Source organism: Streptomyces sp. NPDC003248 (genome assembly GCF_055563235.1).
In genome coordinates, this window is record NZ_JBVHDT010000001.1 from 1135455 (window position 1) to 1153335 (window position 17881).

The 17881-nt window shown below is 73.1% G+C and carries 12 protein-coding genes; 5 read left to right on the forward strand and 7 right to left on the reverse strand.

What is annotated here, in order from left to right; translation table 11 throughout:
- Positions 1–90 precede the first annotated feature (90 nt).
- Both ACZ3KJ_RS04855 and lgt read left to right on the forward strand, forming a co-directional pair.
- Positions 91–867, forward strand: coding sequence for a DsbA family protein (locus ACZ3KJ_RS04855; protein ID WP_467524598.1), 777 nt, complete (start codon positions 91–93; stop codon positions 865–867).
- Between the two features lie 82 nt (positions 868–949).
- Positions 950–1981: a prolipoprotein diacylglyceryl transferase gene (lgt, locus tag ACZ3KJ_RS04860; protein WP_467524600.1), complete on the forward strand. Its 1032-nt coding sequence runs from the start codon at positions 950–952 to the stop codon at positions 1979–1981.
- A 138-nt stretch (positions 1982–2119) separates the two neighbouring features.
- Here lgt and ACZ3KJ_RS04865 read toward each other — a convergent pair whose 3' ends face one another.
- The 7 genes from ACZ3KJ_RS04865 to ACZ3KJ_RS04895 all read right to left on the reverse strand — a co-directional run bounded on the left by ACZ3KJ_RS04865 (position 2120) and on the right by ACZ3KJ_RS04895 (position 10420).
- Positions 2120–2929: an HpcH/HpaI aldolase/citrate lyase family protein gene (locus tag ACZ3KJ_RS04865; RefSeq protein WP_467524602.1), complete on the reverse strand. Its 810-nt coding sequence runs from the start codon at positions 2927–2929 to the stop codon at positions 2120–2122.
- Positions 2926–4149: a CaiB/BaiF CoA transferase family protein gene (locus ACZ3KJ_RS04870; RefSeq protein WP_467524604.1), complete on the reverse strand. Its 1224-nt coding sequence runs from the start codon at positions 4147–4149 to the stop codon at positions 2926–2928. Before ACZ3KJ_RS04870 ends, ACZ3KJ_RS04865 begins: the two co-directional genes overlap by 4 nt.
- The gene (gene rbsK / locus ACZ3KJ_RS04875; RefSeq protein WP_467524606.1) at positions 4146–5039 is read right to left on the reverse strand and encodes a ribokinase; all 894 of its coding nucleotides are present in this window, start codon (positions 5037–5039) and stop codon (positions 4146–4148) included. The genes ACZ3KJ_RS04870 and rbsK overlap by 4 nt, the downstream gene beginning before the upstream one ends.
- A complete protein-coding gene (locus tag ACZ3KJ_RS04880) occupies positions 5036–6400 on the reverse strand; it encodes an ADP-ribosylglycohydrolase family protein (RefSeq protein ID WP_467524608.1) in 1365 nt (454 codons plus the stop codon). The genes rbsK and ACZ3KJ_RS04880 overlap by 4 nt, the downstream gene beginning before the upstream one ends.
- Positions 6388–7572 (reverse strand): ADP-ribosylglycohydrolase family protein, encoded by a 1185-nt coding sequence (locus ACZ3KJ_RS04885; RefSeq protein ID WP_467524610.1) that lies wholly within the window; start codon positions 7570–7572, stop codon positions 6388–6390. The genes ACZ3KJ_RS04880 and ACZ3KJ_RS04885 overlap by 13 nt, the downstream gene beginning before the upstream one ends.
- An 8-nt stretch (positions 7573–7580) precedes the next feature.
- Positions 7581–8843: an ADP-ribosylglycohydrolase family protein gene (locus tag ACZ3KJ_RS04890; RefSeq protein WP_467524814.1), complete on the reverse strand. Its 1263-nt coding sequence runs from the start codon at positions 8841–8843 to the stop codon at positions 7581–7583.
- A 488-nt stretch (positions 8844–9331) separates the two neighbouring features.
- Complete coding sequence (locus ACZ3KJ_RS04895) at positions 9332–10420, reverse strand: ADP-ribosylglycohydrolase family protein (RefSeq protein ID WP_467524612.1); 1089 nt, start codon at positions 10418–10420, stop codon at positions 9332–9334.
- Positions 10421–10689: 269 nt separating this feature from the next.
- Between ACZ3KJ_RS04895 and ACZ3KJ_RS04900 the strand changes: the two genes are divergently transcribed.
- The 3 genes from ACZ3KJ_RS04900 (at position 10690) to ACZ3KJ_RS04910 (ending at position 17858) form a co-directional block, all read left to right on the forward strand.
- The gene (locus tag ACZ3KJ_RS04900; RefSeq protein ID WP_467524614.1) at positions 10690–11421 is read left to right on the forward strand and encodes a VIT1/CCC1 transporter family protein; all 732 of its coding nucleotides are present in this window, start codon (positions 10690–10692) and stop codon (positions 11419–11421) included.
- Between the two features lie 379 nt (positions 11422–11800).
- Complete coding sequence (gene gltB / locus ACZ3KJ_RS04905; protein ID WP_467524616.1) at positions 11801–16402, forward strand: glutamate synthase large subunit; 4602 nt, start codon at positions 11801–11803, stop codon at positions 16400–16402.
- Positions 16395–17858: a glutamate synthase subunit beta gene (locus ACZ3KJ_RS04910; RefSeq protein WP_467524618.1), complete on the forward strand. Its 1464-nt coding sequence runs from the start codon at positions 16395–16397 to the stop codon at positions 17856–17858. Before gltB ends, ACZ3KJ_RS04910 begins: the two co-directional genes overlap by 8 nt.
- Positions 17859–17881 lie beyond the last annotated feature (23 nt).

Genomic DNA, 17881 nt, shown 5'->3' on the forward strand with positions numbered 1-17881 from the left:
GTCATCTCCGTACGCACCGTACGGCTCACCCGAACGGGTGGACATGGGACCGGGGAGGCGCGGTGCGCCTCCCCGGTTCGTTCTGGGGGTGTGAGCGAGAAGAATCGTGAAGGGAAGCGCACCGCCAGGGAGCGGCTGGCGGTCGAGCGCGAGAAGCAGAAGGTCGCGGACCGGCGGCGCCGGACGCTGATCGTCGCCGCGAGCGTCGTGTGCGTGCTGGGCCTGGCGGCGGTCATCGGCGTCCTCGCGGCGAACGCCGGCAAGGACGACGGCAGCGACAGCGCGGGCCCGGTCGTCGCGCCCTCCGGCGCGCAGGGCGAGGACGCCCTCGCCATCCCGGTCGGCAAGGACGGCGCCGGCTCGACGCTCACGGTCTGGGAGGACTTCCGCTGCCCGGCCTGCAAGTCCTTCGAGGACAGATACCGCTCGACGATCCACGAGCTGACCGACGCCGGGAAGCTGAAGGTGGAGTACCACCTGGCCACCCTCATCGACGGCAACATGGGCGGCACCGGCTCGCGCAACGCGGCCAACGCCGCGGCCTGCGCCCAGGACGCCGGCAAGTTCCCCGCGTACCACGACGTTCTCTACCAGAACCAGCCCGCCGAGACCGACGACGCCTTCGCGAAGAACAGCAGACTCATCGCCCTGGCCGGCAAGGTCGACGGCCTCGACACCCCCGCCTTCCGCACCTGCGTGGAGAAGGGAACCCACAACAGCTGGGTCGCCAAGTCCAACGAGGCCTTCCAGAAGGGCGGTTTCACCGGCACGCCGTCCGTGATGCTCAACGGCAAGAACATCTACCAGGACCAGACGATGACACCGGAGAAGTTCCGGCAGACGGTGGAGGAGGCAGACCAGGGGTGAGCCCGTCTCCCCGGCCCGTTATGGAGCCGTAGCCGGGCTGCCCGTCGTGGGCCCGGCGCGGCAGGGTAGCGTCGACCTTGCCATGGAACTTGCCTACATTCCGAGCCCGTCGCGCGGGGTGCTGTACCTCGGCCCCGTCCCGCTGCGCGGCTACGCGTTCTGCATCATCATCGGCGTCTTCGTCGCGGTCTGGCTCGGCAACAAACGCTGGATCGCCCGGGGCGGGCGGGCCGGCACGGTGGCCGACATCGCCGTCTGGGCCGTGCCCTTCGGCCTGCTCGGCGGCCGCCTCTACCACGTCATCACGGACTACGAGCTGTACTTCAGCGAGGGCCGTGACTGGGTGGACGCCTTCAAGGTCTGGGAGGGCGGACTCGGCATCTGGGGTGCGATCGCGCTCGGCGCGCTGGGCGCGTGGATCGGCTGCCGCCGCCGCGGCATCCCGATGCCCGCGTACGCGGACGCCGTCGCCCCCGGCATCGCCCTCGCCCAGGCGATCGGCCGCTGGGGGAACTGGTTCAACCAGGAGCTGTACGGCAAGTCGACCGACCTCCCCTGGGCGCTGCACATCACGTCCGCCGCGGACGGCCGGGTGCCGGGCTACTACCACCCGACCTTCCTGTACGAGTCGCTGTGGTGCATCGGTGTCGCGCTGCTGGTGATCTGGGCCGACCGCCGCTTCCGGCTGGGCCATGGCCGGGCGTTCGCCCTGTACGTCGCCGCGTACTGCGCGGGGCGCTTCTGGACCGAGTACCTCCGTGTCGACGACGCCCACCACATCCTGGGCCTGCGGCTGAACAACTGGACCGCAGTGGTCGTGTTCCTGCTCGCCGTGGTGTACATCGTGGTGTCGGCGAAGAAGCGGCCGGGCCGCGAAGCGGTCGTGGAGCCGGAGGCCGTGTCCGCCGACGGCGAGTCCCCGGCCGACGCCGAGGACGGCTCGAAGGCCGACGCGGAGGTCGACGGCTCGAAGGGCGACGGCGACACCGGCACCGTGAAGGCCGGGGCCGAGGCCGGCGAGGACCCGCGGGACGGTACCGGGCCGGACAGCGAGGGCGACGGCGTGAAGGACGCGGCCGAGTCCGCGTCGGAGGCGGCGGGCAGGAAGAGCTGACGCACCCGCCGCGCCGAACACCGCCGGCCGACGACGGCCGCCGGTGCCCGCACGACGGCCAGGGCGCCCGGGAGACCTTCCCGGGCGCCCTCGCCGTGTTGCGGATCGTACGGCGGTGCTGTGTGTGCGGGCCGGAGACTAGATCCGGCGGGCCAGCGACAGCGTCCGCCGGGCCGTCGCCACCACCGCCGCGTCGATGAAGCGGCCGTCCGGCAGGGCCTGGGCGCCCTGTTGGTGTGCCGCCGCCTTGACGATCGTCTCCGCCTCCTCGATCTCCCGCTGGGTGGGCAGGTAGGCCCGTTCGATGAGCGGGAGCTGACGGGGGTGGATGGCGGCGCGGCCCAGGAAGCCGAGGGTGCGGCCGTGGGCGCAGGTGGCCGCCAGACCCTCCAGGTCGCGGGTGTCGGGGTGCACCGACTGCGCGGGCGGTGCCAGGCCCGCCGCCCGCGCGGCGACGATCACCCGGGAACGGGACCAGTCCAGGCCCGCGTCCTCCCGGATGCCCAGGTCGGCGCGGAGATCCGCCTCGCCCAGGGAGACACCGCGCAGGGCCGGGTGCGCGGCGGCGATGGCGTAGGCGCGCTCGACGCCCAGGGCCGTCTCCAGCAGGGCGTGGAACGGGCCCGGGGTGCGCTCGGCGATACCGGTGATCTGGGCGGGCGAGGTCACCTTCGGCAGACGCAGCCCGCAGACGCCGGGCAGGGCCGCCACGGCCCGCAGGTCGGCGGCGGCCCAGGGACCGTCCAGGGCGTTGATCCGGACGTGCACCGGCACCGGGGGCCGTTCGGACAGGAGTTCGGCGGTGGCCGTGCGGGCGTACTCCTTGCGGTCGGGGGCGACCGCGTCCTCCAGGTCGATCACGACGACGTCCGCCCCGCAGACCAGGGCCTTGGCGACGATGTGCGGGCGGTCGCCGGGGGCGTACAGCCAGGTCAGCGGATGGATCACAGGGCGCCCTCCGCGCGCAGGGCGGACAGGTCGGCGGCGGTCAGCCCGAGTTCGGTGAGGACCGCCTCGGTGTCCGCGCCGTGCGGCCGGCCCGCCCAGCGGATCGCGCCGGGCGTCGAGGAGAGACGGAAGAGGACGTTCTGCATGCGGATCGGGCCCAGTTCGGGATCGTCGACGGTGGTGACCGTGTCGAGGGCCTGGTACTGAGGGTCCGTCATCACGTCGCGCACGTCCTGCACCGGGGCGACCGCCGCCTCCGCCTTCTCGAAGGCGGCGAGGACGTCGGTGCGGGTGTTCGCGGCGATCCACCGGCCGACCGCCTCGTCGAGGACGTCCGCGTGGGCGGCCCGGCCCGCGCCCGTCGTGAACCACGGCTCGTCGATCAGGTCGGGGCGGCCGACCAGCCGCATGACGCGCTCCGCCACCGACTGGGCGGACGTCGACACGGCGACCCACCGGCCGTCCGCCGTGCGGTAGGTGTTGCGCGGGGCGTTGTTGGCGGACCGGTTGCCGGTGCGTTCCTGCACGTAGCCCAGTTGGTCGTACCAGAGGGGCTGGGGGCCGAGGACCGTCAGGATGGGTTCGATGATCGCCATGTCGACGACCTGGCCCTCACCCGTGCGGTCGCGGGCGGCGAGGGCCGTCATCACCGCGTACGCCGTGGCCAGGCCCGCGATGGAGTCGGCGAGGCCGAAGGGCGGGAGGGTCGGGGGCGCGTCGGGTTCGCCGGTGATCGCGGCGAAGCCGCTCATCGCCTCGGCGAGGGTGCCGAAGCCGGGGCGGTGGGCGTAGGGGCCGAACTGGCCGAAGCCGGTGACGCGGGTGAGGACCAGACGGGGGTTGACCGCGGACAGTTCCTCCCAGCCGAGGTCCCACTTCTCCAGGGTGCCGGGGCGGAAGTTCTCGATGATCACGTCGGCGGTGGCGGCGAGGCGCAGGAGGGTGGCGCGCCCGCCGGGCCGGGAGAGGTTCAGGGTGACGGTCCGCTTGTTGCGAGCGAGGATCTTCCACCACAGGCCGACGCCGTCCTTGGACGGGCCGTGGCCGCGGGACGGGTCGGGCCGCTCCGGGTGCTCGATCTTGACGACCTCCGCGCCGAAGTCGCCGAGCATGGTGGCGGCCAGGGGGCCGGCGAAGAGGGTGGCCAGGTCGAGGACGCGCAGTCCGTGCAGGGGCGCGGTGCCGGTGCCGGTGCCGGAGCCGGTGCAGGTGCCGGTCATGACGCGTACTGCCGGTCGATCTCGGAGCGGTAGGGCATCGACGCCGACGCGCCCGCCCGCTGGACCGACAGCGCGGCCGCCGCGGCCGCCCAGGCCAGGGCCTCGGGTACGGGACGCTCCTCGCCGAGGGCCACGGCGAGGGCGCCGGCGAAGGTGTCGCCCGCGCCCGTGGAGTCCACGGCGGTGACGTGCGGTGCGGGGACGGTCAGCGGCTCGGTGCCGCGGGCCGCGTACAGGCTGCCCGCCGCGCCCAGGGTGACGACGACCTCGGGGACGCTGTCGAGGAGGGCGAGGGCGGCCTCGTGCGGATCGGTGCGGCCGGTGAGCGCGGCGGCCTCGTGCTCGTTGGGCACCAACAGGTCGGTGGCGTCGAGGAGTTCGGCGGGCAACGGCTGGGCGGGGGCGGGGGTGAGGAGGGTGCGGACGCCATGGGCGCGGGCCGCGCGGGCGCCCGCCACGACCGCCGCGAGGGGGATCTCCAACTGGAGCAGCAGCGTGTCGGCGGAGGCGATGAGACCCTCGTCGCCGGGGACGAGGTGGTCGACGGTGCCGTTCGCGCCGGGGACGACGACGATCGCGTTGCCGCCCTCGTCGTCCACGACGATGTGGGCGGTGCCGGAGGGGCCCTCCACCGTGCGCAGGTGGTCGGTGTTCACGCCGGAGTGTTCGAGGGCGGAGCGCAGCCGGCTGCCGAAGGCGTCGTTGCCGACGGCGCCGATCATCGAGACGGTGGCGCCGGCGTGGGCCGCGGCGACCGCCTGGTTGGCGCCCTTGCCGCCGGGGATCGTGCGGAACTGCCGTCCCGTCACGGTCTCCCCGCGCTGCGGGGCCTTCTCGACGTAGGCGACGAGATCCATGTTCGTGCTGCCGAGCACGACGATGTCGGTCATGGGCGGGATGCCTCCCGGTGGGTCAGGTGGGCGAGGGTGTCGAAACCGGTGCCGTCGAAGTCGGCGACGGAGGTGGCCAGACGGTTCTTCAGGGGGGCCGTCCAGTGGTCGGGGAGCGCGGCGGGCGCGCCGGCCAGGAGCGCGGCGACGCCGCCGGCGAAGGCGCCGTTGGAGTCGGTGTCCCAGCCTCCCGACACGGCACGGCGGACGGATCCGGTGAAGTCGCCGCCGGCGTGGGTGAGGGCGGCGGCGACGAGCGCCGTGTTGGGGATCGCGTGCACCCAGTGGTGGGTCGCCGCGTGGGTGGCGTGGAGTTCGTCCACGACCGTGTCGAAGTCCTGGTGCGCGTGGGCCAGCCGGACGGCGTGGGTGACCGCCCGGGCCAGGCGGGAGCGGGGCGGGACGACGGCGAGGCCGGTGCGCAGACAGGCGTGCACGTCGTGGGTGCCGCCGGCCGCGGTCGCGATGACGGCCGCCGCGAACATGGCCGCGTAGACGCCGTTGGCCGTGTGGGTGAGGGTGGCGTCGCGGTGGGCCTGGGCCGCGGCGGCGGCCGGGTCGCCGGGGTTGGTCCAGCCGTGGACGTCGGCCCGGATGAGAGCGCCGATCCACTCCCGGAACGGGTTGCGCCGGCGTGCGGTGAGCGGGGGTTCGACGCCGGCGAGGAGGTTGCGGTAGGCGAGGCGTTCGGCGGTGAAGGTGCGGCCGGCGGGGAGTTCGTCGAGCCAGACCCGGGCCACGTCGGTGGTGGTGAAGTGCCTGCCGTGGCGTTGCAGCACGAGGAGGTTGAGGAGGGGGTAGTTGAGGTCGTCGTCCTCGGGCATGCCGTCGATGTTCTCGGCGAGGGAGGTGCCCGCCGACCGGCGGTTCCAGGGGTGTGCCGCGAGGACGTCCGGGGGGACCCCCCGAGCGGTGAAGTAGTCGGTGAGCGGCCAGTTCCCGGCGGCCCGGGCGAGGGCGCGGATGCCGTCGAGGGGGAGTTTCTCCACCGGCTTGCCGAGGAGGCAGCCGACGGCCCGGCCCAGCCAGGCCGCCTCCAGGGCGGCCACGGGGACGGTGCGGCGGGCGCCGGGCGCCTGCGGCCACTCGGGGCAGAGCGACCGGATGCGCTCCAGGTCCGTCGGCTCCTCCTCCGCCAGGCGGCTGGGCAGGTCGGCCAGTTCGTCGAGCAGGTCCTCGGCCAGCAGACGCAGGTAGGGGGAGGCCCGGCGGGGGGAGGCACCCGCCCGCAGAGGCGCCTCCCGGCCGCCCGCCGCCGCCCAGCGGGCCGCGATCGCCGACGGTTCGCGGCCGTCCTGGACGGCCTGCCGCAGTTCGTGGCCGACGAGGTCCTCCGGCTGGACCCAGGTCAGTCGGAGCATCCCCGTCCCCCGATCGCGGTGAACGCCCGCTCGTGGGCCCGACGGCGCCCGAGGTCCTTGCCGAAGATCTCCCGGGCCACCTCGGTGAGGGTCCTCGCCGGTTCCCACAGGTCCAGGCGGCTGGCCTCCGCCACCCGCTTCGACCAGTCGTCGGGGACGGGGGAGCCGAGGGCGCCGGCCAGCGCGCCGGCCATCGTCGCGATCGAGTCGCAGTCCCGGCCGTAGTTCACCGCGCCCAGCACGGCGTGCCGGTAGTCGCCGCCGGCGACCAGCACCATCCCCAGGGCGACGGGGAGTTCCTCGATCGCGTGCAGCCGGGACGGGCGGCGGGCGGCCAGGGACGGGGCCCGGTAGTCGGGGCCCACCGTGTCGTAGGGGGCCACGGCCTGGCGCAGCGGTGTCAGGGCCGACTCGAAGTCCCCGTGGCGGGCGGCCACTTCGCACACCTTCTCGATCGCCGTGCGCGTGCCGTCCTTGGCCAGGGACAGACACGCCGTCACCACCGAGTCCGCCGTCGCCCCGGGCGCGCAGGCCGCCGCCACCGCCGCCGCGAAGACACCCGCCGCCTCCCGGCCGTACGACGACTGGTGGGCGCCCGCCACGTCGATCGCCTCCGCGTAGGCGGCCCGCGGGTGGGCCGCGTTGACCAGGCCGACCGGCGCCATGTACATCGCCGCACCGCAGTTGACGATGTTGCCGACGCCCGCCTCGCGGGGGTCGACATGGCCGTAGTGGAGCCGTGTCACCAGCCACTTCTCGGCCAGGAAGACGCGGTGCACGGGGAGTGCCTCGGCCTCCAGCTCGGGGATCCAGCGGGGGTTCGTGATGAGGTCGGGCACCAGGTGCTCGGCGAGCGCGTAGGCGTCCAGGTGGTCGCGGACCGTGGCGTAGACCCTGATCAGCGCGTGCGTCAGCAAGGTGTCGTCGGTGACGTGGCCGTCGCCCTTGTGGTACGGGGCGAGGGGGCGGGCGGTGCGCCAGTCGTCGCCGTTCCAGGGGCCGACGATGCCGTGGACGCGGCCGCCGTGGCGCTGGACGATCTGGTCGGGGGAGTAGCCCTCGACGGGGCCGCCGAGGGCGTCGCCGACGGCCGCGCCGACCAGGGCGGCCGTGACACGGGCCTCCAGGGACTCCCCCGGGTTTTGGTGACGTTCTTCTGTTTTGGGTGTCATGCCCCGAATCATCCTCCGGGTGGGGCCGGTTGCGCGGCTTCCAGGAGCCCGGCGAGTTCCACGAGGTCGGTGCCGGTGAGGCGGGGCAGGGCGCAGCCGGAGAGGGTGCGGCAGGCGTCGCGCCAGGTGGCGGGGATCGCCGCGCCGCCGCCCAGCGCGCCGGTCAGGGCGCCCGCGAGGGCGGGCGCGGAGTCCGCCACCCGGGACAGACACGCCGCCGCCGGTACGGCCTCGGCGATACGGCCGCCCGAGGCCAGGGCGAGGGCGAGGGCCACGGGCACGGTCTCGGCGGCGGCGATGCCGTAGCTGTAGACGTGGTCGACGATCTGGTGTTCCAGGAGGGGGACCAGCGCGAAGGCGCTCTCGGCGGTGTGGGCGAGTGCCACGGCGTGGCGGGCGTTGCGGCCGATCTCCGTCCCTTCGGGGAGCTCGGCGAGCGCCGCCGCCACACAGGTGGGGGCGTCCGCGCCGGCCAGGGCGAGCGAGAGGGCCGCCGCCATCGCCCGTGCGCCGTGCACGCCGTCGCCGTCCTGGGTGTAGCGGGCGTCGAACTCGGCGAGTTCCGCGGCGCGTCCGGGGTCGCCGGGGTGGGCCACGGCGAGCACACAGGCGCGGACGCAGGCCGCGTCGTCGAAGTAGTGCGGGTTGTCGTGGCCGGTGGCGGGCGGGCGCAGACCGGTGGCGAGGTTGCCGAGGCCGGCCCGCACGGAGATGCGGGCGCGCAGGGGGAGGACGGCCGACTCGACCTCGGGCGCGCGGTCGGCCGCCGCGGCGACCTCGCCGGCGATCGCGTTCCAGGTGAGGTCGATGGCGGCGCGGATCCGGCGTTCGCGGCTCAGGTCGCCGAGGACGCTGTCGTCGCCGGCGAGCAGCAGGGCCTCCGCCGCGAACGCCGCCCACTCCGCGTCGTCGGAGGGGCCGAGGCGGAGGGGTTCGGGAGGCTGGTTGAGGGCGATGGGGACGGGGAGGGTGGTGGTCGCGTTCTGTTCGGCGAAGGTGTCCAGTTCGCGGGTGAGGCGGCGGGTCCAGTCCGGCATACGGGCGGCCCGGTGGCGGGCGGCGGGCCATCCGGCGGCGTCGCCCGCGGCGAGGCCGAGCAGGAGGCCCTCGGTACGGGATGCCTGCCGGCGGCGGGGGCGGCCGGGGGCGGCCTCGGCTTCGCCGTCGGCCGGACGGTGTCTCCCACCCGCACCACCCGTGCGGCTCTCGTCGCCGGGTGCGGGTGGCCCCGGTGGGGGCTCCTCGCCGCCGGCGGCCGCGGGTCCGCCCAGCTGCGCCGTTGTGGGCTGTGCCGTGGTGGGCTGTGCCGTGGTGGCCGGGGGCGGCGTGGCCGGCGGCGCCGTGATCGTGATCGTCGGGCCGTCCGGCTTCGCGGTGACCGTGAGGCCGTCCGGCTTCGCCGGCGGGGGAGGGGCTGCCGGGGGCGGATCCGCCGGGCCTGCCGGGGCCGTGGCGACGGTCGGGTCCGCCGGGGCTGTGAAGGCAGTCGGGTCGGTCGAGTCGGCCGGGACGGTGGTGGCCGTCGGGTCCGCCGGGATCCTAGTGGCCGTCGGGTATGTCGAGTCGGCCGGGGCCGTCGGGCCCGTCGGTTCCGTCAGAGCCGTGATGGCCGTCGGGTCCGTGATGGCCGTTGCGTCCGTGAGGGTCGTCTGGTCCGTGATGGCCGTCGGGTCCGTGTCCGTCGTGGGGGGTGGGTCCGTGGTGATCAGGGCGTCGGTCGTGCCTGCCGTCATGCCCTCCTCCCACGGGCCCGGTGGCCTCATGAGCGCACCTCCGCCGGGTGGCGTGCGGGGGCGGTGGCCCGGGCCGGGGGCTCCCCGGGCGCGCGGCCGCCCGTCCCCCAGCGTCCGGCCTCCACTGGCGTCAGGAGTTCCGCCACGTCCAGGACGTGGTGTCCGGCCATGGAGGGCAGGCAGCTGCCGCGTGCCGGGCCGATGGCGGCCGCCCAGTCGGCCGGGACGGCCGGCTCGCCCCGGGTCGCGCCGGCCAGGGCGCCGGCCACCGCCGCCGTGGTGTCGGCGTCGCGGCCCATGTTCACGGCTGTGAGGACGGCCTGGGTGAAGTCGCCGTCGGCCGACGCATACGCGCCGAAGGCGAGCGCCACGGCCTCGGGGGCCAGATCGGTCCACGGGTAGCCGCCGATGACGACCGCCGAGCGGACGGCGCGTTCACCGCGGTGGGCCACGGCGACCGCGCGGCGCAGGGAGCGGGCCGTCCAGGAGTCGTCGGGGACGACGGCGAGCGCGGCGGCCACGACCGCGACCGTCGGTGCGCCCGCCATCGCCGCGGCCACGCCCGCCGCGACGGCCTGGCCGCCGTAGATGCCCTCGCCGTCGTGGCTGACCGAGCCGTCGATCGCGACCAGGCGGGCCGCTTCGGCGGGCCGGCCCGCGGCGAAGACGCCGAAGGGGGCCGCGCGCATGGCGAGGCCGTCGCTCCAGGCGTGCCGGTGCTGGGCGGAGATGGGGGCGGCCAGTCCCCGGCGGAGGTTCTCCAGCGTGCCGCGTTCGCTGAAGCCCGCGCCGCGGAAGGGGCCCTCGTCGCGGTCGGCGATCCACTCGTGCCAGGCCGCTTCCACATGGGCGGGGGTGAGCGCCGAGCCGTGGCGGGCCAGCAGCAGGCCGGAGAAGATCGCGTACTCGGTGTCGTCCGTACCGGCCGGCTTGTCCTCGACGTACCCGGTGATGCGGCCCCAGCGGGCGCGGATCTCGGACGGCTTCAGGTTCTCGGCCGGCGCTCCGAGGGCGTCTCCGACGGCGAGGCCGAGCAGTGCGCCGCGGGCCCGTTCGCGGAGTTCGGCGGCGTCCCCCGGCGCCGGGATCGTGGGGATGCGGGCGGTCGATGCCATACGGGGCCTTCCCTCAGGGGGTTCCGCACGGGCGCGGAGCCCTTTGCGGATGTGTCCCACCGTCGGCGGTTGACCTGAGCCTGAGAGGCCCCCATGTCACCCGGTCGACATTTGTGCATGGCCTTGATCGGATGAGCGATTCCTGACAAAACCGCAGGTTAGCGCAGCCTTTCCTTCCTGGCGGAGGAGGAATGGCGAGCGTACTCTGGGCGTTGTAAAAAAGTGGATTCAGTCCAAACTTAGCCTCACCTTAGTTCTGGGGGACGAACATGGCCGTCATCGACACCGAGGCCACGCTGCACGTGGCGCACCGCGACAACCACACGCACCGGGACGTGAACGGCGGCTGGCTGCGCCCCGCCGTCTTCGGCGCCATGGACGGGCTGGTCTCCAACCTCGCCCTGATGACCGGTGTCGCGGGCGGGTCCGCCGGTCAGCAGGCCATCGTGCTGAGCGGTCTCGCCGGTCTCGCCGCCGGCGCCTTCTCCATGGCCGCCGGCGAGTACACCTCCGTCGCCTCCCAGCGTGAGCTCGTCGAGGCCGAGCTGGACGTCGAGCGGCGCGAGCTGAGGAAGCACCCCAAGGACGAGGAGGCCGAGCTGGCCGCGCTCTACGAGGCGCGGGGCGTCGAGCCGCACCTCGCCCGGCAGGTCGCCCACCAGCTGTCGCGCGATCCCGAGCAGGCGCTGGAGATCCACGCCCGCGAGGAGCTGGGCATCGACCCCGGCGACCTGCCCTCGCCGCTGGTCGCCGCCGTGTCCAGCTTCGGCTCCTTCGCGCTCGGCGCCCTGCTGCCCGTCCTGCCCTATCTGCTGGGGGCCACGGCCCTGTGGCCCGCCGTGCTGCTCGCGCTGCTGGGGCTCTTCCTGTGCGGTGCCGTGGTGGCCAGGGTGACCGCGCGGACCTGGTGGTACAGCGGACTGCGGCAGCTCGCCCTGGGAGGCGCGGCGGCCGGTGTGACGTACGCCCTGGGCAGCTGGTTCGGAACGGCCGTAGGATAGGGCGACCGGTACTTATGCGATGGGCCGCATAAATACCCGTTACTCCTGGGTTTCGGCCGCTTGGCCACCGGGCATGAGCCGTAAGCGCTGTGGGCAATGACGCCTGTGGCGCACTCGCGGGGTGAACGACCATGCTCACTCCGCCTCCCCGGGCCGTCGGACACCGATCTGACCGATCTCGTCCGGTTCGGACCCCCCATTTCAAGCCGCCTCGCGCGGCACCCGTCGCGACCCCGCGACGTCCGCATGATGGGACGGAATATCCCGTTCCCGAGAACCGTTCCATCATGTAACCTGCACGAAATTTTGCAGCCACGCAGAGGGCCAACGTCGTCCCTCGGCACTATGCATATGCCACTTGACGACGACGGGAGAGCCGATGCGTACGCCGCGCCAGCCGTCCCAGCACTCCACGAATGGCCAGAACTGGTCCTTCATGGATGCTCGCCCTGCTGCGCAGGGTATGTACGACCCCCGCAACGAGCACGACGCGTGCGGCGTGGGCTTCGTGGCCACCCTCACCGGCGAGGCGAGCCACACGCTGGTGGAGCAGGCGCTCACGGTACTGCGCAACCTCGAGCACCGCGGCGCCACCGGCTCCGAGCCGGACTCCGGCGACGGCGCGGGCATCCTCACCCAGGTCCCCGACGCCTTCTTCCGCGAGGTGGCCGGATTCGAGCTGCCCGAGGCCGGTGCCTACGCCGTCGGTATCGCCTTCCTCCCCGAGGACGGCACGGACGCGGCCGTCTCGCGGATCGAGACGATCGCCGCCGAAGAGGGCCTGACCGTCCTCGGCTGGCGCGAGGTCCCGGTCGCCCCCGAGCTCCTCGGCGCCACCGCGCGCTCGACGATGCCCGCCTTCCGCGAGATCTTCGTCGCCGACGGTTCCAGCAAGGACATCGCCCTCGACCGCAAGGCGTTCGTGCTGCGCAAGCGCGCCGAGCGCGAGGCCGGCGTCTACTTCCCGTCGCTGTCCGCGCGGACCATCGTCTACAAGGGCATGCTGACCACCGGCCAGCTGGAGCCGTTCTTCCCCGACCTGTCCGACCGCCGCTTCGCCTCGGCCGTCGCCCTGGTCCACTCGCGCTTCTCCACCAACACCTTCCCGAGCTGGCCGCTCGCCCACCCCTACCGCTTCGTCGCGCACAACGGTGAGATCAACACCGTCAAGGGCAACCGCAACTGGATGCGCGCCCGCGAGTCCCAGCTCGTCTCCGAGCTGTTCGCCTCGGACGACAAGACCATCGAGCGCATCTTCCCGGTGTGTACGCCGGACGCCTCCGACTCGGCGTCCTTCGACGAGGTGCTCGAGCTGCTCCACCTCGGTGGCCGCTCGCTGCCGCACTCCGTGCTGATGATGATCCCGGAGGCGTGGGAGAACCACGACTCCATGGACCCGGCCCGGCGCGCCTTCTACCAGTTCCACTCCACGATGATGGAGCCCTGGGACGGCCCCGCCTGCGTCACCTTCACCGACGGCACCCAGGTCGGCGCCGTCCTCGACCGCAACGGTCTGCGCCCCGGCCGCTACTGGGTCACCGACGACGGCCTCGTCGTCCTCGGCTCCGAGGTCGGCGTCCTCGACATCGACCCCGCCAAGGTCGTCCGCAAGGGCCGCCTCCAGCCCGGCAAGATGTTCCTCGTCGACACCGCCGAGCACCGCATCATCGAGGACGACGAGATCAAGGCGCAGCTCGCCGCCGAGGCGCCCTACGCCGAGTGGCTCGAGGCCGGCGAGATCGAGCTGGGCGACCTGCCCGAGCGCGAGCACATCGTCCACACCCACGCCTCGGTCACCCGCCGCCAGCAGACCTTCGGCTACACCGAGGAAGAGCTCCGCGTCCTCCTCGCGCCGATGGCCAAGGCCGCCGCCGAGCCGATCGGCTCGATGGGCACCGACTCGCCGATCGCCGCGCTCTCCGCCCGCCCGCGGCTGCTCTTCGACTACTTCACCCAGCTGTTCGCACAGGTCACCAACCCGCCGCTGGACGCCATCCGCGAGGAGCTGGTCACCTCCCTGCGCTCCTCGCTGGGCCCGCAGGGCAATCTGCTGGAGCCGAGCGCGGCCTCCTGCCGCTCCGTCGTGCTGCCCTTCCCGGTCATCGACAACGACGAGCTGGCCAAGCTCATCCACATCAACGCCGACGGCGACATGCCCGGCTTCAAGGCCGCGACCCTCTCCGGCCTGTACCGCGTGCACGGCGGCGGCGACGCCCTCGCCGCGCGCATCGAGGAGATCTGCGCCGAGGCCGACGCCGCCATCGACAACGGCGCCCGCCTGATCGTCCTGTCGGACCGCCACTCCGACGCCGAGCACGCGCCGATCCCGTCGCTGCTGCTCACCGCGGCCGTCCACCACCACCTCATCCGCACCAAGCAGCGCACCCAGGTGGGCCTGCTGGTCGAGGCCGGCGACGTCCGCGAGGTCCACCACGTCGCCCTGCTCATCGGCTTCGGCGCCGCCGCCGTCAACCCGTACCTGGCGATGGAGTCCGTCGAGGACCTGCTGCGCGCCGGCACCTTCCTCAACGGCCTGGAGCCCGAGAAGGCGATCCGCAACCTGATCTACGCCCTCGGCAAGGGCGTCCTGAAGGTCATGTCCAAGATGGGCATCTCGACCGTCGCCTCCTACCGCGGCGCCCAGGTCTTCGAGGCCGTCGGCCTCGACGACGCCTTCGTGGAGAAGTACTTCAACGGCACCGCCACCAAGATCGGCGGCGTCGGCATCGACGTCATCGCCCAGGAGGTCGCCGCCCGCCACGCCAAGGCGTACCCGGCGTCCGGCATCGCGCCGGCCCACCGCGCCCTGGAGATCGGCGGCGAGTACCAGTGGCGCCGCGAGGGCGAGCCGCACCTGTTCGACCCCGAGACGGTCTTCCGCCTCCAGCACTCCACGCGCACCGGCCGCTACGACATCTTCAAGAAGTACACCGACCGGGTGAACGAGCAGTCCGAGCGCCTGATGACGCTGCGCGGCCTGTTCGGCTTCAAGGCCGGGGACCGGCAGCCGATCCCCCTCGACGAGGTCGAGCCGGTCAGCGAGATCGTCAAGCGCTTCTCCACCGGCGCCATGTCGTACGGCTCCATCTCCAAGGAGGCGCACGAGACCCTCGCCATCGCCATGAACCAGCTGGGCGGCAAGTCCAACACCGGTGAGGGCGGCGAGGACCCGGAGCGCCTGTACGACCCGGCGCGCCGGTCCAGCATCAAGCAGGTCGCCTCCGGCCGCTTCGGCGTCACCTCCGAGTACCTGGTCAACGCGGACGACATCCAGATCAAGATGGCCCAGGGCGCCAAGCCCGGCGAGGGCGGCCAGCTGCCCGGCCACAAGGTCTACCCGTGGGTCGCCAAGACCCGGCACTCGACCCCGGGCGTCGGCCTGATCTCCCCGCCGCCGCACCACGACATCTACTCCATCGAGGACCTCGCCCAGCTGATCCACGACCTGAAGAACGCCAACCCGAAGGCGCGCATTCACGTCAAGCTGGTCTCCGAGGTCGGCGTCGGCACGGTCGCCGCCGGTGTGTCCAAGGCCCACGCGGACGTCGTGCTCATCTCCGGCCACGACGGCGGCACCGGCGCCTCGCCCCTGACGAGCCTGAAGCACGCGGGCGGCCCCTGGGAGCTCGGCCTCGCCGAGACCCAGCAGACCCTGCTGCTCAACGGCCTGCGCGACCGCATCGTCGTCCAGACCGACGGCCAGCTGAAGACCGGCCGCGACGTCGTCATCGCGGCGCTGCTCGGCGCCGAGGAGTTCGGTTTCGCGACCGCCCCCCTCGTCGTCTCCGGCTGCGTCATGATGCGCGTCTGCCACCTGGACACCTGCCCGGTCGGCATCGCCACCCAGAACCCGACGCTGCGCGACCGGTTCTCCGGCAAGGCCGAGTACGTGGTGAACTTCTTCGAGTTCATCGCGCAGGAGGTCCGCGAGCTCCTCGCCGAGCTGGGCTTCTGCTCGATCGAGGAGGCCGTCGGCCACGCCGAGATCCTCGACGTCGAGCGCGCCGTCGACCACTGGAAGGCCCAGGGCCTCAACCTGGAGCCGCTGTTCCACGTCCCGGCACTGCCCGAGGGCGCGGTGCGCCACCAGATCGTCGAGCAGGACCACGGCCTGGAGAAGGCGCTCGACAACGAGCTGATCAAGCTCGCCGCCGACGCGCTGGCCGCCGACTCGGCGACCGACGCCCAGCCGGTGCGCGCCCAGGTCTCCATCCGCAACATCAACCGCACGGTCGGCACCATGCTCGGCCACGAGGTGACGAAGAAGTTCGGTGGCGCGGGCCTGCCCGAGGACACCATCGACATCACCTTCACCGGCTCGGCCGGCCAGTCCTTCGGCGCCTTCCTCCCGCGCGGTGTCACGCTGCGCCTGGAGGGCGACGCCAACGACTACGTCGGCAAGGGCCTCTCCGGCGGCCGGGTGATCGTCCGTCCCGACCGGGGCGCCGACCACCTCGCCGAGTACTCCACGATCGCGGGCAACACCATCGCCTACGGCGCGACCGGCGGCGAGCTGTTCCTGCGCGGCCGCACCGGCGAGCGGTTCTGCGTCCGCAACTCCGGCGCGACCGTCGTCTCCGAGGGCGTGGGCGACCACGGCTGCGAGTACATGACCGGCGGTCACGCGGTGGTCCTCGGCGAGACGGGCCGCAACTTCGCGGCCGGCATGTCCGGCGGCGTCGCCTACGTGATCGACCTCAACCGCGACAACGTCAACGTCGGCAACCTCGACGCGGTCGAGGCCCTCGACGACACCGACAAGCAGTGGCTGCACGACGTGGTGCGCCGCCACGCCGAGGAGACCGGTTCGACGGTCGCGGAGAAGCTCCTCGTGGACTGGGACGCGTCCGCGGAGCGCTTCAGCAAGATCATCCCCAGCACGTACAAGGCAGTGCTCGCCGCCAAGGACGCCGCCGAGCGAGCCGGTCTCTCCGAGACCGAGATCACCGAGAAGATGATGGAGGCGGCGACCAATGGCTGATCCCAAGGGCTTTCTCAACCACGGCCGCGAGGTCGCCAGGTCCCGTCCCGTCGACGTGCGGCTGAAGGACTGGAACGAGGTCTACGTCCCCGGCTCGCTGCTGCCGATCATCAGCAAGCAGGCCAGCCGGTGCATGGACTGCGGCATCCCCTTCTGCCACAACGGCTGTCCGCTGGGGAACCTGATCCCCGAGTGGAACGACTACGCCTACCGCGAGGACTGGGGCGCCGCCTCCGAGCGCCTGCACGCCACCAACAACTTCCCGGAGTTCACCGGGCGGCTGTGCCCGGCGCCCTGCGAGTCGGCGTGCGTGCTCGGCATCAACCAGCCGCCGGTCACCATCAAGAACGTCGAGGTCTCGATCATCGACAAGGCGTGGGAGACCGGGGACGTCGCCCCGCAGATCCCCGAGCGCCTGTCCGGCAAGACCGTCGCGGTCATCGGCTCGGGCCCGGCGGGACTCGCCGCCGCCCAGCAGCTGACCCGGGCCGGCCACACCGTCGCCGTCTACGAGCGCGCGGACCGCATCGGAGGCCTCCTCCGCTACGGCATCCCCGAGTTCAAGATGGAGAAGCGGCACATCAACCGCCGCATCGAGCAGATGCGCGCGGAGGGCACCCGCTTCCGCACCGGCGTCGAGGTCGGCCGCGACCTCAAGGCGACCGACCTGAAGAAGCGCTACGACGCCGTCGTCATCGCCGCCGGCGCCACCACCGCCCGCGACCTGCCGGTCCCCGGCCGCGAGCTCAAGGGCGTCTACCAGGCGATGGAGTACCTGCCGCTCGCCAACAAGGTCCAGGAGGGCGACTTCGTCTCCCCGCCGATCTCGGCCGAGGGCAAGCACGTCGTGGTCATCGGCGGCGGCGACACCGGCGCGGACTGCGTGGGCACCGCCCACCGCCAGGGCGCGGCCTCCGTCACCCAGCTGGAGATCATGCCCCGCCCGAACGACGAGCGGCACCCGACCAACCAGCCGTGGCCGACCTTCCCCATGCTGTACAAGGTCACCTCGGCCCACGAGGAGGGCGGCGAGCGGGTCTACTCCGTCTCCACCACCCACTTCGAGGGCGACGAGGACGGCAACGTCCAGTGGCTGCACCTGACCGAGGTCGAGTTCGTCGACGGCAAGCTGACCCCGAAGCCGGGCACGGAGCGCAAGATCCCCGCCCAGCTGGTCACCCTCGCCATGGGCTTCACCGGCACCGACCGGGAGAACGGCCTGGTCGAGCAGTTCGGCCTGGACCTCGACGAGCGCGGCAACATCGCCCGCGACGCCGACTTCCAGACCAACGTGCCGGGCGTCTTCGTCGCCGGTGACGCCGGCCGCGGCCAGTCGCTCATCGTGTGGGCGATCGCGGAGGGCCGCTCGGCCGCCCGCGGCTGCGACCGCTTCCTGACCGGCGCCAGCGAACTGCCGGCCCCGATCCGCCCGACGGACCGCGCCCTGATGGTCTGACGGCCCCCGGCGGCCGCCCCCCA

Coding starts and splice junctions, on each gene's coding strand:
- ACZ3KJ_RS04910 (WP_467524618.1), top strand. CDS start 16,395: ATGGCTGATCCCAAGGGCTTTCTCAACCACGGCCGCGAGGTCGCCAGG.
- ACZ3KJ_RS04870 (WP_467524604.1), bottom strand. CDS start 4,149: ATGACCGGCACCTGCACCGGCTCCGGCACCGGCACCGGCACCGCGCCC.
- ACZ3KJ_RS04895 (WP_467524612.1), bottom strand. CDS start 10,420: ATGGCATCGACCGCCCGCATCCCCACGATCCCGGCGCCGGGGGACGCC.
- ACZ3KJ_RS04900 (WP_467524614.1), top strand. CDS start 10,690: ATGGCCGTCATCGACACCGAGGCCACGCTGCACGTGGCGCACCGCGAC.
- lgt (WP_467524600.1), top strand. CDS start 950: ATGGAACTTGCCTACATTCCGAGCCCGTCGCGCGGGGTGCTGTACCTC.
- gltB (WP_467524616.1), top strand. CDS start 11,801: ATGCGTACGCCGCGCCAGCCGTCCCAGCACTCCACGAATGGCCAGAAC.
- rbsK (WP_467524606.1), bottom strand. CDS start 5,039: ATGACCGACATCGTCGTGCTCGGCAGCACGAACATGGATCTCGTCGCC.
- ACZ3KJ_RS04885 (WP_467524610.1), bottom strand. CDS start 7,572: ATGACACCCAAAACAGAAGAACGTCACCAAAACCCGGGGGAGTCCCTG.
- ACZ3KJ_RS04880 (WP_467524608.1), bottom strand. CDS start 6,400: ATGCTCCGACTGACCTGGGTCCAGCCGGAGGACCTCGTCGGCCACGAA.